The organism is Thermosphaera sp. (assembly GCF_059755995.1).
On sequence record NZ_DBOUKL010000013.1, the window covers coordinates 39,973 to 52,979 of the forward strand.

Below are 13,007 nucleotides of genomic sequence, written 5' to 3' on the forward strand. Positions count from 1 at the left end.
CTCTCACTGGTTAAACAAACATATAATAGATGTGATTTATATCTTAATCAACCAGGTTTCCCAAAGAAGTAGTTAGTGAGTGATATGTTTGACGGTTAAGCTAAGGATTTTAGGCGGCGGCAGGGAAGTAGGCAGGGCTGCATACCTCCTAGAAGGCAAGGAGAAAGTGCTTTTCGACTACGGGGTAAACTTTGACGAGAAGGATATGCCGCAGCTGCCTCTCCACGTGAGGCCTGTCGACCTTGACGCTGTCGTAATCTCGCACGCCCACTTAGACCATGTGGGTGCAGCTCCATACCTGTTCATCACCGGTAAGCCAAAGATATACTCGACACGCCCAACCCTTGACATAGCTAGGCTTCTAACAATAGACTTCCTCAAGCTCAACGCCGCGGTGATCGAGTACGACATGCTGGAGTTTGAGAAAATGTACTCCAGCACGGTCTTCGTCGACTACCAGGAGTCTGTTGAGCAGGGTTTCAAACTAGTGTTTTCAAACGCGGGCCACATCTTAGGTAGCACCATGGTCTATCTCGAAACCTCAACCGGGGAGAGAATCCTTTACACGGGAGATGTTAACAATATCTCCACCTGGACACTCTCCGGAGCTGATTTCCTGCCCGCGAGCGTTGACACTATTATTATGGAGTCAACCTACGGCGGGAGGAACCATCCTAAGAGGCATTTAGTGGAGAAAAGGTTTGTCGAAACGGTTGAGGAGGTTGTGGACAAGGGGGGCACAGTACTGATACCTGCCTTCAGCGTTGGCAGGAGCCAGGAGTTGATGACCCTTCTCACGAGCGAGCTACCATATGTTGACGTCTACATCGACGGCATGGTTAAAGACATCAGCGAGATCTACTTGAAACACAGGAAGTTCCTTAGAGACCCCAGCTTGTTCATGAAAACCGTGGAGAACGTTAACTTCGTAACCAAGGCGAGCGAGAGGAAGAAGCTTGTCAACAAGCCCTGCGTGATAATAGCCTCCGCTGGAATGTTGAAGGGCGGTCCAAGCGTGTACTATTTCAAGAAGATTGCGGATAACCCGAGGAACGCTGTCCTCCTGGTGAGCTATCAAGCACCAGCGAGCAATGGTCACAAGCTCCTCGAGGAGGGCAGGCTCCCGGAGATGGAGCTTAACGAGGTTAAGGCCAGGGTTGAGTGGTATGATTTCTCAAGCCACGCTGGGAGGGACGGCCTCGCGGAGATAGCTGAGAAGTACAAGGCAAGCGTGAAAAACATCGTCCTGATCCACGGGGGAGACGACGACCAGGAAGCCCTCAGGAAGGAGCTGAGCGAGAGGCTTGGGGGAGACGTCAACATCATCGCGCCCAGGACGGGTGACGAGATAGTCCTGAGCCCGTGAGAAGCAGGGTAGCGCCGGGGCGGGGACTCGAACCCCGGACCACCGGGTATCCGCCATACCAGGCTTTTCGAAACGGGTTTCTGCAGGGGGCTGGTTTCCAACCCCCTTTAACAGCCCGGCGCTCTACCGTGCTGAGCTACCCCGGCGCTATTAATGATTAAATCTTTAGCGGGTTTATAAACTCTAAATAAATCAATAGTTTTACCACTCCCCCTGCTTGAAACCGGCGGAAGGCTTAAAGGATGTTTATGAGAAGATCCACTGTTTCCGTGAACATTGAGAAGCTTTACGAGAAGCTTCTGAAGCGGGGCAAGATGCATGTAAGGGTTGACGAGGTCGCGGGATACCTGTGCATTTCGGAGAAGAGTGCTGGGAGGTTGCTTTCAAGGATGGCTGAAAAAGGTTTTCTCGAGAAATGGGGTAATGGAATATACTTGTTGAAAACGGATGTGAAGCGAACCGGTCTTAGAGACTCATGAAGTCCTCGGGCCTCGGAGGCTCCGGCTTCAACCCTTTCCTCTGCCTTATCTTAGCGATCAAGTCCATTAGCATGCTGTCGGGGATATAGGACCACCTGCTGAACTCCTGGCCCCATATTGCCTTACCCGCTGTCACGCTTCTCAGGAGTTCTGCAAGGTCGAATGACTCGGCCACGGGTATTTCAGCTATCACTCTCGCAAGCGCGCCGGACTGTTGAACGTCGATCAGCTTACCCCTCTTCTTCGTCAGCACTGTGGTGATGTTGCCTATGTACTCCATCGGGCTCCTAATATCCAGCTTCATGATAGGCTCGAGCAGGGTTGGCCTCGAGGTTAGGAAGCCCAGGAATATGGCGTTTCTAACCGCGGGGAATATCTGGGCTGGACCCCTGTGAGCCGGGTCCTCGTGAACCATTGCGTCGTGCAGGACGACTTTAACGCCTCTGACAGGCTCGTTGGCAAGCGGCCCCTCCTTCATGGCTAGCCTGAAGCCTTGCACAATAGTGTCCTTTATCTCCCTTAAGTACTGGACACCCGAGGTCATGTCAACCAGTAGGTTGATGTTCTCATCAATAGCCCATATCCTCCTAGCCTCGTCAGCATCCCAGCCAGCCTGATCCCTCAGGATCTTAGCCCTCTCCCTAGCATCCATGTCCTCCGTTATGATCCCGTCCTGTATCAGCCTAATGGTTTCCTCGTTCAGCGGGGAGACGCTGATGTAGAACCTGTTGTGCTTGTTCGGGGACTTGCCCTCGTACACCTGGCTCTTATCCCTGACAGTCTCCCTGTAGACTATGACGGGTTGCGAGGACACCACGTCTAGGCCGTAGAGGTCTTTCAGCAGTGTTAGAGCGATCTCTATGTGGAGTGTTCCAACACCACTGAGCAAGTACTCACCGGTCTCCTCGTTGATCTTGATTATAAGGCTCGGGTCTTCAATGCTCAGCTTGTGGAGGGAGTCTATGAGCTTTGTAAGCTGAGACGGGTTCTTCGGCTCTATGGCGACTGTGACAACTGACTCGGTGATCATTCTCAGCTTCTCGAAAGGCGTCATCAAGTCCTTGTAGTTCATTGAAACCAGGGTCTCACCAGACCTTGCCTTGTCAGCTCCCAGCACTGCTGCTATGTTGCCAGCGGTTATCTCGTCAGCCAGCTCCCTGTACAGACCCATGTAGAGGCTGACCTGGAGTATTTTCTGAGGCATGCGCGCGTTGACAAGCCACACTTCCTCTCCAGCTCTAACAGTGCCGGAGTAAACCCTGCCTGTAGCCACCAGCCCCGCGTGCGGGTCAACCCTAACATCGTTGACGAGCATTATCAACGGGCCGTTCGGGTCTGCATCCATCATGTACTTGGCGAGCTCGCTGTTAACATCTCCATGCCAGATCTTCGGAATCCTGTACTTCTGAGCCTCCCTCGGGTTTGGCACGAACTTCACAACCATGTCGAGAACTGCTTCGTGCAGGGGTGCAACCTTCTGCAGTTCAGGCACGGCTTCCTTCCCACGGGTGTACACGTCCACTACGTCGGAGAACTTTATACCCCTTTGCTGAGCCATGGGGATTGTGAAGCCCCACCTATCCCTTGCAGAGCCGAACGCTACCTGCCCCTTAGCAGGGTCCAGCTGCCAGGCCTGCTGGAACTCCTTATCAGCGTATGAGCCGATCAAGGAGTTAACATCCTTTATTATCTGTATAAGCCTCTGCTGGATCTCGTTAGGGGACAGCCTCAGCTCCTTGATCAACCTGTCAATCTTATTGATGAACAGGATTGGCCTAACCCTCTCCTCCAGCGCTACGCGCAGGTACATCTCCGTCTGAGTCATAACTCCCTCGACAGCGTCAACGACAACGATCGCCCCGTCTATTACTCTGAGAGCACGGGTTGTCTTAGCCTGGAAGTCAACGTGCCCCGGTGTGTCGATAAGGTTGATGACGAACGGCTTACCCTTGTACTCGTGGTAAAGGCTGACGTTAGCTGCTTTAACAGTCATCTGCCTCTTCTGCTCAACATCCAGGTAGTCGAGAGCCAGTGCCTGCCCAGCTATCTTCTCAGAGATCAGCCCGGCAGCCCCTAGTAGCGAGTCAGAGAGCGTTGTCTTACCGTGGTCAACATGAGCTGTTATACCCACGTTCCTAACTTGCTCAACATTCTTCATTATCTTGAGCACTTCGCTCGTCTGCTTATACCTAACCATGATTTATCAACCCATACCCACATGGATAAGCATTTGATGCTTAAAACAATAATTTTATAAACGAATTATAAAGATTTAGCCTGAAAACCTTACACGGCCTCCCGGGAGGAGTACTCTTTAAGCTTCTCCTCTAAAAACTTCCTCGCATACTGGATCGCTTTCTCAATATACTCGTTGTAGTCAACCATGTCCTTGAATCCTCCGCGAACCCCTACGTCCATCACGATGTTCAAGGAGTCGCTGGCTTTTTCAACACTCACTATGATTGAGAAATCGCCTTTAAACGGGAGGTTCTCGCTGAGGAAGGAGGAGATTTTCTCCTCGGCCAGCGAGGCCAGCTCCTCCATGACCTCGGGAGTGATCTCGTTGATTTTTAAGTTAAGCTCTCTAGGCTTGCCCAACAGGAATCCCGTATCTCCCTAAAGCTTCCTTAAGCTTTGCTTCAAGCTCGCTTATCTGTTTCACAAGGAAGTCCAGCTGCTTCTTATACTTATCTTTTTTCAAGGACAGGATCTCCTTCCTCTCCTCCAGCTCCTTGATCACGTCGTTCTTCCCCTTCTTAACAAGTATGTGGCCGACAACCTTGTAGAGCTCGGCCGTGTCTTCAAGATTCTTCACAGTGTTTAAAACAGTGTCAACATCCGTCAGCTCTGCCTCGGTGAGCTTTAACTCGGCGTCTATCTTAGCGTGAGTCTCCTTTAAAGTCTGGTATTGAACTATTAACTGCTGAACCTCGGGCGGAAGCGTCTTCCTGCTCATTCCTTAACCCCTCGCTCAACTCCAGCAACATTATAATTAATCCTATAAAGCTATTGTGAAGAGCTCTTAAAATATTTATTTCCGTCGACCGCATCTTCAAGGTTAAAACACCCTCCGAGCACTCCACTATTATTTCAACACTCTTAGGGGCTGACCCAGCCTCAGGCTTCAACGCTTTCTCAAGAGACATGCAGAGTTGCTGGGGTAGGCCGTTTAGAGAATACTCAACTCTATACTCGTTCATTCAGCACAACCCTTGAAACCTTTAACCAAGGCCCTATTTCAACCCCTCCTTTCCCGAGAAACCTAACCCTCAACCCTTTCCATTCTTCAAGCTTAACGGTAACGTCGGCGCGGTTGCTTAAAGCCTTGGAGAACACCATTAGGAAAAGGTCTGCCAGGTTGAAGCACTCTTCCCTGGTGCATGATCCGTAGTCAACGCTTATTGTTGAAGGATTGGAGATCTTCACAGCGCTAGGGTTTTCCCGGACAAGCCTCACCCCTCTTATAGTAACCCAGCCGATCTCCCTTCCCTCAGGCTTAACGCTCTTGAACTCTACATAGTAGAATCTCAGTCGTGAAGGGTTTCCGTTTTTCTCATCAACTACTAGTAGCCATTTAAAACCCTTGAGGTATGCTTCAGTGAACAATTCCTGAAGAGTCTTCTTCCCTCTAGTAGTTTTCTCGGAGAAGGGGATGATGCTTGACAGGTCTTTCACAAAACTCCTTGTTCTCTGAGAGGATCTGTGAGATGTGGTTATGAGGATCAAAAACTTACTCCCTGACTATGACGTTGGGGAAGTACCTGGCCACCTCGGTCCTGGGGACGTAAGCTCCTCCAGCCCATTTGTTCCCGCACTTCCTACACATCCAGAGCCCTGTTGAAACCCTGACAACCTTGCCCTGGTATCCGCAGAACGGGCATGTGTGAGGGGCGTAGCGCTTCATTAAGATGTCTCTAACCTTCTTTCTCAAAGTAGACCCGTATCTCGCACCGTACCTTCCCGCTATCTTAACTACTTTAGTCCTCCCCATTTCTAAGCACCACGTTAATACTGGTTGGTTTCTAACGGTTTCATGTAGTCACTGGGATTATTTAATATTTTCCTTATTAAATCTATAAGGAAGCCTCCCTGTTTAAGGGCTATCTCAACAGCCTGCTCCAGGGTCTTCCTGCTGATTCCTGCAATACCTTTCTTCTGTATCCCGCACACCCTGCCCTTCTCGTCAACAGCTATGGTTAGGAAGGTGTTTAACACCACTTCTTCCTCTATTGAGGGATCAACAACTATGATGTCCTCGTGAACCCCCATTGTTACCGTAGCCACCAGCGTGTTCACGGGTAGAGAGGACACATGCCTCTTATTATCTACTACGTAAACCCCTGGCTCCTTCTCCTCGTAGTAGGGTATTTTAGCCGTGGCGAGCGCTAGCATGCTGGACAGCATGCTGGCGTCAACGATGTTTCCTCCATGGTCTATAAGGTATATGTCGTTGAACACTACCCATACCTTCTTCCCGGGGGCTACAACCAGTTGTTTGAAATCTATTGCCTTAGGCTCGCGCAGGCTCCTGTCAACCACCCTGGCTACTTCAATAGAGTTCTCATCCGGCGGCCCCGGTTCAAAAGTCTGCGACGCCAGTGGGACGAACTCGGCGTGAACCTGTAGAACTCCTTCGTCAGGCCTGTCGGCGAAGGGTTCTCCAAGCTCTATTTTCACACCGGTTATCACCTGTGTCGTCCCCAGTATGACGTGGGAGCTTCCATCCGCCTTCTCGATCGGGTTTAAGTAGACGCTGATGGGTCTGTAGTCTAGGAGACCCCTGCCGTCAATCCTCTCCCCCTTCCTCAACAGCTTGATAATAGCCTCTGCCTGGGCTTTAGGCAGGACCGGTTCCTTAACAGGTGTAATGCTCACCTACTTCACCTCCTCGAAAGCCTTAATGTACTTAGCGTAGAGGGCTTCCTTAGCAACCTTGTAAATGGATTCAACACCTCTCCACGCAAGCTCGATCCCTGCTTTAAGCTCCTCGGGTGTTAAGACACCGTTCAGCTGGAGAAGCAGGATTTCCCCAATATTCGGGGCTATCCCAACGGGCAGGTCTGCCTCGCCATACTCGTCCTCGAGCTCGTTGATATCTAGTGCAAGGTTTCCCTCAATCTTCCCGACCGCAACACCTATTACCAGGTCCTTCATAGGTATGCCGGCATCTGCTAGAGCTATTGAGGCAGCGGTTAACCCCGCGGTCCTGGTGCCTCCGTCTGCTTGTAAAACCTCAATGAATATGTCGATAGATGTTCTCGGGAACTGCTCCGAGAAGACAACTGATTCGAGAGCCTCCCTGATAACCTTGGAGAGCTCTATCTCCCTCCTTGAGGGAGCTGGCGACTTCCTCTCGCTCGTGGAGAACGGGGCCATGTGGTATCTAACCCTCAGCGTTGCCCTATCCGGCAGTGCTATATGCCTCGGCAAAGCCTCCCTCGGGCCGAAGACCGCTGCCAGCACCTTAGTCCCCCCGTACTCGACGAGAGCGCTTCCGTTAGCGTTCTTCAAAACCCCTACCCTGATCTTCACGGGCCGCAGCTCGTCCAGCCGCCTACCATCCAGCCTCGTGCCATCCTCCCTGAGCAACCTAGGCTTGCTGCTCACTGCTTCCAACACCTCCGCCAAGCTTTCTCTCCAGAAACATTTTAACCTCCTCTGTTAAACCACGCATGTGGGCTTTTAACTCAATAAGCTTTATAGCCTGTATTAAAACCTTAGCCCTGTTTTCATCAGGGCATTTAAGCCATACGAAACCGTTCTGGGCTATGGTTATCTCGCACCCGCTCATGCTTGTCAGCAAGTTGTACATGCTGCCTTTCTTCCCGATAAGCCTTGGAACCTTGCTAGGCTTCACGTCGACCACTACTCCCTCGGTTATCTTCCCCAACCCCTTACCCTTCACGGTTATTACAGGGTCCCTGGTCCTGTCGAACACCGCTATCTTCCCTATGACGAAATCACCTATGTCGAGATAGTTTCTCAGGTTGTGGGTTAGAGGGTTGAAGCCCTCTATTACCTCGCCAGCGTTCAGCACGCCCGGGTAGGGGCTTCTTATGTCCAGGGTCCACGCTGTCACGCCAACGTTTTCAACAATACCTATCACGAGGTCGTCTCTCCGAGGGATGTAGACACCCTCTAGCGGTATCACCTGTATTTCCTCACCGTTAACGCTGACAACCCCTACTACGTCGCTTATGATCTTGTTCTCGAAAATGTACACGTGCTTATCCGGGATCTTCTTGAACTTGATAAGCTCGCCGGCTTCCTCAATATATGCTAAAGTATCCCCGGGCCTGACCAGTTGCCTGTCAGCCACGATTACCCTGAGCTTCATTTCTCCCCCACGCTCACAATCTTTATTTCAGCACTACCCTTGGTTAACGCGTTCACCTTATCTATAAACTCCTGCTGCATACCGGCAGGTATTTCAAGCTCCACGCTCACGCTTCCATCACTCCCCCAGTTAGACTTCTTCACAACCCCGAGTGACTGCACAGACTTATATGCCTTGCTAGCATACTCAGCGGGTATTTTAACCGATACATATGCTTTAGCAAGCTTTATAGGTATGAACCTGGCTATCTTGGACACAATCTCCTCAACCTGCTGCTCAGCAGGCTTGTAAGGGTCTATCGTAACCCTTGCCTGCTCCATCGCCAGCTCAATCCTTTTCGCAGGAATGGGGAGCTTTGTCTTAGGGTCGACAGCGTTCTTCGCTATCAAGTTCACGATCTGGTTCTTCTTATCCTCCAGTAGCTTCCTCCTCTGCTCAGCCGTGAACTGCAGCTCCCCCTTCTTAATAATCTCCATAGCGACCACTCTAGGATCGTCAGTGCCGAACACAGCCTTCAAGGATTCTGGCGAGGCTTTCAAACCCTTCCTCGCATCCTTATATATGAAGTCTCCTGCTACAACTTCGTCAATGCTGACCGGCTTCCCCTCCTTCACCTTGAGGGCTAGGTCGGGGTCGACGAGGATTTCAAACCTGTGCCCCTTAGCCTCATACTTGGCTACTACCAGCTTATCCTTCACAAAAACCACCATGCATCCATAAGATATAGTTATTGAAAGACTTGATTAAAATGATTCTTGAAAAACAGGCTACTTCCTACCCTCCTGTTTGAGACGGCCTTCCTTCTCAAGCTCTGCGAGAAGCTCCTCTATCTCGCTCTTCCCCATAATCCTGAACTGCTTCGTCTCAACATCTATGTAGCCGGCTTCAATATAGTCTTGGAGAGGCCTGCTCTCCACTATGGAGGCTATTGCGAGAATCCCCAGCTTAATCGTTTCCCTGGCGCTGAGGTCGTAGCTGTAGTTTTTCTCGAGGAACTCCGTGACGTTACCGCTTTTCTCACCTATTGCAACACCGTAGTAGCTGAGGTACCTACCGCTCGGCTCCGTCATGAATAACTGGGTACCCTTTTCATCCACGCCTACGAATATCATTGAGACGCCGAATGGTCTCACGCCCGCGTGCTGGGTGTAAGCCTGCTTCACATCGCACACCAGCTTCGTCAAATACTCCACTGGGATTGGCTCATCATAGTAGAACTTGTGTATCAAGGCTTGGTGAATAGCGTAGTCTATCAGGATCCTGCCATCACCGGCCATGCCGGCGAAGCTTACCCCGATGTGATCGTCTACTTTAAACACTTTCTGAATAGCCTTCTCATCGGTTAAAGGCGAGATCTTCTGCTTCTCAGCAACCACCACGGCCGCGTTCTTCGTTCTAACGCCTAGGGTGGTCCAGCCTCTTCTAACCGCTTCGAAAGCATACTCAACCTGGTAGATCCTGCCATCAGGCGAGAATATGGTGATAGCCCTGTCATAAGCAGCAGCCATTGAAAGACCCATATCAATCAACCCTCTTTTAGGTAAAAACTACATTTAAAGGGAATAATAAGACTTTTTCTCACGCATTCAAACCGTGTTTAAAACACGCGGGGACCACAATTATATCTTGGGGGAGTCTCCTGTGAAAAGGTTTGAAGGGAAAACATGCATTGTAACAGGCGGCGCTAAAGGTATTGGAGCTGCAATAGCGTGGAGGCTGGGGGTTGAAGGCTGCAGCATAGCGGTTTTCGACATTGACGAGGAGGCCGGTGTCTACAGGGTTGGAGAGCTCGCCAAGGCAGGGGTTGAAGCACGCTTCTACAGGGTTGATGTTTCAAGAGAGGATGAGGTCTCAACCGGGGTTGAAAACGTCTACGCTGATTTCGGCAGGATCAACGTCCTAGTAAACAATGCGGGAATAGGGTTCACCGGCAGAAGTATTGAAGAGCAGAGCATTGATGAGTGGAGGAGAATAATAGACGTAAACCTCACAGGGCCGTGGCTGTGCAGCAAGCACGCTGTGAAATACATGAAGAAAACCGGCGGGGTAATAGTTAACATTGCTTCTACAAGAGCGCTTCAGTCAGAACCTAACACCGAGCCGTACTCAGCCTCGAAGGGCGGCCTGCTAGCTCTTACACACTCGCTAGCCATCTCCCTAGCCAAGTACGGGATCAGAGTGCTAGCTGTCTCACCAGGCTGGATAGACACTAGTGAGTGGCAGGTGCCTCCGAGGAAGCCATCCCTCACCCCGCTCGACCATGCATGGCATCCTGCCGGGAGAGTCGGCAAGCCCGAGGATGTTGCCTCACTGGTAGCGTTCCTAGCCTCGGACGAGGCTGGGTGGATGACAGGGGTTAACGTGGTGATAGATGGAGGCGTGTCGTCGAGAATGGTCTACCTTGACGAGGAGGTGATTAAGCAGGGCTTGTCAACCCTTCTCGGAGACCCAGGGCTTGGCGAGCTGGTTGTGAAGCTGGCTTACAAGGCCAGGGAGGATAAGGCTGTTCTCGAGAAGATAAGGTCTATGCTTATGCGTTAGCTGGGAAAAATTATTATATTTCCGGAGCAGGAGATATATAGTGGGATCAGGCTTGAAATGCCCCTACTGCGGTTTCGAAGGGGAGTTCCTCAAGATAAAGCAGTGGAGAATGCGCTGGTACACTGTCGAAATGCTTGAATGCCCGAAATGCCATGGAAGAGTGAACCACTACCACGGCACAACCCCTACGGGGAAGAAAAGCGACTTCTACTTCAGAATAGGACGTAGGAAGCAGTGAGCGGGAAACCTTATAGTAAAGAAGTGAGGGGTTAGACAGCACCAGCGTAGCAGGTTTGAACACGGGAGGTTAGAGCGAGTAGTTTTTCAACAAGCGTTTAAACCCTGCGAATACTTATATATGATCCACTAGCAAATAATATATATGAATGTGAAGGTGGGTTAATGAGATCTCTCGCACTAGCTTTCATAACACTATTAGTTCTCAGCGTATCACTCACAGCATCAGCAGGCTCGGTTGACAAGGCACTACCGTTAGCCGGTTTATCAGGAGGATCAATAAGCGTTGACGGAGACCCGGTCGAGTGGGGAGTATTCGACTGCACCGGCAAAGCCCCAGGACTACACCTTGAAACAGTCAACGAGATACCCCAGTGGATATGGTGCGACCCCCTGGGAGATGAGAGAACAGACTTCTCATACCCGGACCCGGACCCGAGGGCAGACCTGGTACAGTTCAGAGTGACCGGCGACGAGAACTACCTGTACGGGCTGGTAATTGTTAACAACATGAATTTCAACCAGTTAGGGGAAAGTGGTGCGACAGCAGTGTTGATCACTATTAACAGGAACGGGGCGGGGAGCCAAGAATGGTTCGGATTATGGTCCGAGACTAAAATAAGTCCCGATGCTAAATGGTTTAGACAAGTAATTGTAAACCTCGGCAGCGCAGAGCTCAGCGGCACGCAAGGTAGCAATTCCTTGGGAGACAACTGGGGCAAAGCCTTCCTAGTCTTTGACGAGGGCTGGAACCGCCTCACAGATGACAGTAGCTTAATGGCTGCTGACAAATCATACAATGCGATAGAGTTCAGGATCAAGTGGGACACGCTGGGAGGCATACCAAGTGGTGACAGCTTCTACCTTAGGATGGGGTTGATAACGGGCAGGGGTTACGGTGACGGAGCAGATCGAGGAAATTTGTGGGATATTGATCAGAATAGGAACGATGTAAGCAATGCGCTGGACGCGATTACCAACGTAACGGGTAACACCTGGGAGGAGGTTAGCGATGGATTCGTAGACTACTATATTGACCTGTACTTTGCAACCACACCGCCGCACTACCCGATCCCGGAGCCAGGCTTAATGGTAGTTACCGTCACAGCGGTTGCAGCGTTCGCAATGGTCTTCCTTCTCAGGAGGAGGAAGTAGTTTTTCCCCTCTTCCCCCACCTAGGCGTAGTAAGAGCTAGCCTTTCCTGCTAGTGTGGGGGAATTCGTGCTGAATTTCCCAGTAAATTCATCCGGGCAGGTTGAAAGCTTCTTCAACATTGTCGTTTATGGTCACTGATTTCAAATTAGCATCTGCTGTTGTTTGATGCATTACATACTGAACCTATGACGTTCTTTCAGTTCACCTGTGTTAAAAGGAATCTCGGTCAAAACCTCATCAGCTGACTGTGCAAATCCTATAGACATTGGGTTAGTCGTCAGTGAAATTGTAGCTCCACGTAGGATTGAGTATTTCCATGTTCTGAGAAATCATAGGTCAATAGTTCTATCTTATGTGTTTACAGGGTTTTTCCAACGGGTTTGAATGGTTTAGGCTCCGGTGTGGTTTTTATTGATGAAGGCAACTCTTTTAGTGTTTATCTTGTTTCTGAGGTTTCACGTGGCTACTGGCTTGATCCACGGCATGTTCTAGGAAGAATTTGTGTTTCAAGGCTTTTACAGCCTATCAGCGTTCCGCATTAATCATTCATAGAAAAATAGAACAATAATGCCGAGGAAAGCCATGCTTGCAAATAAAACTACGCCAATAGTTCTCTGAAGAACTATGTTTACTAATGTCCCAGCAATACCAAATACCAACAAAGACAGGCCCATTAAGATTGTTCTTTTTGGTTTTCGCGATATTTTACTTACCCAATTGGGGAATCTAACCACCCCATGAATTCAGCACACATAAGCAAGAATACACCAGTAAATTAGTGCGGGGGGTGGGATTTGAACCCACGCAGGCCTATGCCAGCGGATCTTAAGTCCGCCCCCTTTGACCAAGCTCGGGCACCCCCGCACTTTTCATTAAGTTATCTGTGATCAAG

Annotated in this window: 16 protein-coding genes and 2 tRNA genes; 5 read left to right on the top strand and 13 right to left on the bottom strand. The window is 50.3% G+C overall.

Features of this window, described 5'->3' with window-relative positions; all coding sequences use genetic code 11:
• Nucleotides 1-79 precede the first annotated feature (79 nt).
• Entirely contained in the window at nucleotides 80-1,366 is a 1,287-nt protein-coding gene (locus tag AC3OH0_RS01350) for an MBL fold metallo-hydrolase (protein WP_498344490.1), read from the top strand.
• 12 nt (nucleotides 1,367-1,378) lie between these two features.
• Here the strand turns inward: AC3OH0_RS01350 and AC3OH0_RS01355 are convergent.
• Nucleotides 1,379-1,512 (bottom strand) — tRNA-Asn (locus AC3OH0_RS01355).
• A 96-nt stretch (nucleotides 1,513-1,608) separates the two neighbouring features.
• On the opposite strand from AC3OH0_RS01355, the gene AC3OH0_RS01360 reads away from it, so the two are divergent.
• Nucleotides 1,609-1,845 carry a hypothetical protein gene (locus tag AC3OH0_RS01360; RefSeq protein WP_193436322.1) on the top strand — a complete coding sequence of 79 codons (237 nt, stop codon included), beginning with the start codon at nucleotides 1,609-1,611 and terminating at the stop codon, nucleotides 1,843-1,845.
• Here AC3OH0_RS01360 and AC3OH0_RS01365 read toward each other — a convergent pair.
• From AC3OH0_RS01365 to psmA, 11 genes are all read right to left on the bottom strand, one after another.
• Nucleotides 1,832-4,042, bottom strand: a complete 2,211-nt coding sequence (locus AC3OH0_RS01365; RefSeq protein WP_498344491.1) for an elongation factor EF-2 — start codon at nucleotides 4,040-4,042, stop codon at nucleotides 1,832-1,834. The genes AC3OH0_RS01360 and AC3OH0_RS01365 overlap by 14 nt on opposite strands.
• 89 nt (nucleotides 4,043-4,131) lie before the next feature.
• Nucleotides 4,132-4,443, bottom strand: coding sequence for a hypothetical protein (locus AC3OH0_RS01370; protein ID WP_193436320.1), 312 nt, complete (start codon nucleotides 4,441-4,443; stop codon nucleotides 4,132-4,134).
• A complete protein-coding gene (locus tag AC3OH0_RS01375; RefSeq protein ID WP_193436319.1) occupies nucleotides 4,430-4,801 on the bottom strand; it encodes a prefoldin subunit beta in 372 nt (123 codons plus the stop codon). Before AC3OH0_RS01375 ends, AC3OH0_RS01370 begins: the two co-directional genes overlap by 14 nt.
• The gene (locus tag AC3OH0_RS01380; RefSeq protein ID WP_498344492.1) at nucleotides 4,725-5,045 is read right to left on the bottom strand and encodes a KEOPS complex subunit Pcc1; all 321 of its coding nucleotides are present in this window, start codon (nucleotides 5,043-5,045) and stop codon (nucleotides 4,725-4,727) included. Before AC3OH0_RS01380 ends, AC3OH0_RS01375 begins: the two co-directional genes overlap by 77 nt.
• Nucleotides 5,032-5,571 (bottom strand): Brix domain-containing protein, encoded by a 540-nt coding sequence (locus AC3OH0_RS01385; protein WP_498344493.1) that lies wholly within the window; start codon nucleotides 5,569-5,571, stop codon nucleotides 5,032-5,034. Before AC3OH0_RS01385 ends, AC3OH0_RS01380 begins: the two co-directional genes overlap by 14 nt.
• A gap of 4 nt (nucleotides 5,572-5,575) precedes the next feature.
• Entirely contained in the window at nucleotides 5,576-5,836 is a 261-nt protein-coding gene (locus AC3OH0_RS01390; protein WP_193436316.1) for a 50S ribosomal protein L37ae, read from the bottom strand.
• 14 nt (nucleotides 5,837-5,850) lie between these two features.
• Complete coding sequence (gene rrp42 / locus AC3OH0_RS01395; RefSeq protein ID WP_193436315.1) at nucleotides 5,851-6,720, bottom strand: exosome complex protein Rrp42; 870 nt, start codon at nucleotides 6,718-6,720, stop codon at nucleotides 5,851-5,853.
• Nucleotides 6,721-7,452, bottom strand: coding sequence for an exosome complex exonuclease Rrp41 (rrp41, locus tag AC3OH0_RS01400; RefSeq protein WP_498344499.1), 732 nt, complete (start codon nucleotides 7,450-7,452; stop codon nucleotides 6,721-6,723). It abuts the gene before it with no gap.
• Nucleotides 7,436-8,182, bottom strand: a complete 747-nt coding sequence (rrp4, locus tag AC3OH0_RS01405) for an exosome complex RNA-binding protein Rrp4 (RefSeq protein WP_193436314.1) — start codon at nucleotides 8,180-8,182, stop codon at nucleotides 7,436-7,438. The genes rrp41 and rrp4 overlap by 17 nt, the downstream gene beginning before the upstream one ends.
• Nucleotides 8,179-8,880, bottom strand: a complete 702-nt coding sequence (locus AC3OH0_RS01410) for a ribosome assembly factor SBDS (RefSeq protein ID WP_193436313.1) — start codon at nucleotides 8,878-8,880, stop codon at nucleotides 8,179-8,181. The genes rrp4 and AC3OH0_RS01410 overlap by 4 nt, the downstream gene beginning before the upstream one ends.
• 69 nt (nucleotides 8,881-8,949) lie before the next feature.
• Nucleotides 8,950-9,702, bottom strand: coding sequence for an archaeal proteasome endopeptidase complex subunit alpha (gene psmA / locus AC3OH0_RS01415; RefSeq protein WP_498344494.1), 753 nt, complete (start codon nucleotides 9,700-9,702; stop codon nucleotides 8,950-8,952).
• Between the two features lie 121 nt (nucleotides 9,703-9,823).
• Between psmA and AC3OH0_RS01420 the strand changes: the two genes are divergently transcribed.
• The 3 genes from AC3OH0_RS01420 to AC3OH0_RS01430 all read left to right on the top strand — a co-directional run bounded on the left by AC3OH0_RS01420 (nucleotide 9,824) and on the right by AC3OH0_RS01430 (nucleotide 12,115).
• Nucleotides 9,824-10,723, top strand: coding sequence for an SDR family oxidoreductase (locus AC3OH0_RS01420; RefSeq protein ID WP_498344495.1), 900 nt, complete (start codon nucleotides 9,824-9,826; stop codon nucleotides 10,721-10,723).
• Nucleotides 10,724-10,763: 40 nt separating this feature from the next.
• Nucleotides 10,764-10,961: a hypothetical protein gene (locus tag AC3OH0_RS01425; protein ID WP_193436311.1), complete on the top strand. Its 198-nt coding sequence runs from the start codon at nucleotides 10,764-10,766 to the stop codon at nucleotides 10,959-10,961.
• Nucleotides 10,962-11,125: 164 nt separating this feature from the next.
• Nucleotides 11,126-12,115: a hypothetical protein gene (locus AC3OH0_RS01430; RefSeq protein WP_498344496.1), complete on the top strand. Its 990-nt coding sequence runs from the start codon at nucleotides 11,126-11,128 to the stop codon at nucleotides 12,113-12,115.
• Nucleotides 12,116-12,894: 779 nt separating this feature from the next.
• On the opposite strand, the gene AC3OH0_RS01435 is transcribed toward AC3OH0_RS01430, so the two are convergent.
• Nucleotides 12,895-12,979: transfer RNA gene (locus AC3OH0_RS01435), tRNA-Leu, on the bottom strand.
• Nucleotides 12,980-13,007: the final 28 nt, after the last annotated feature.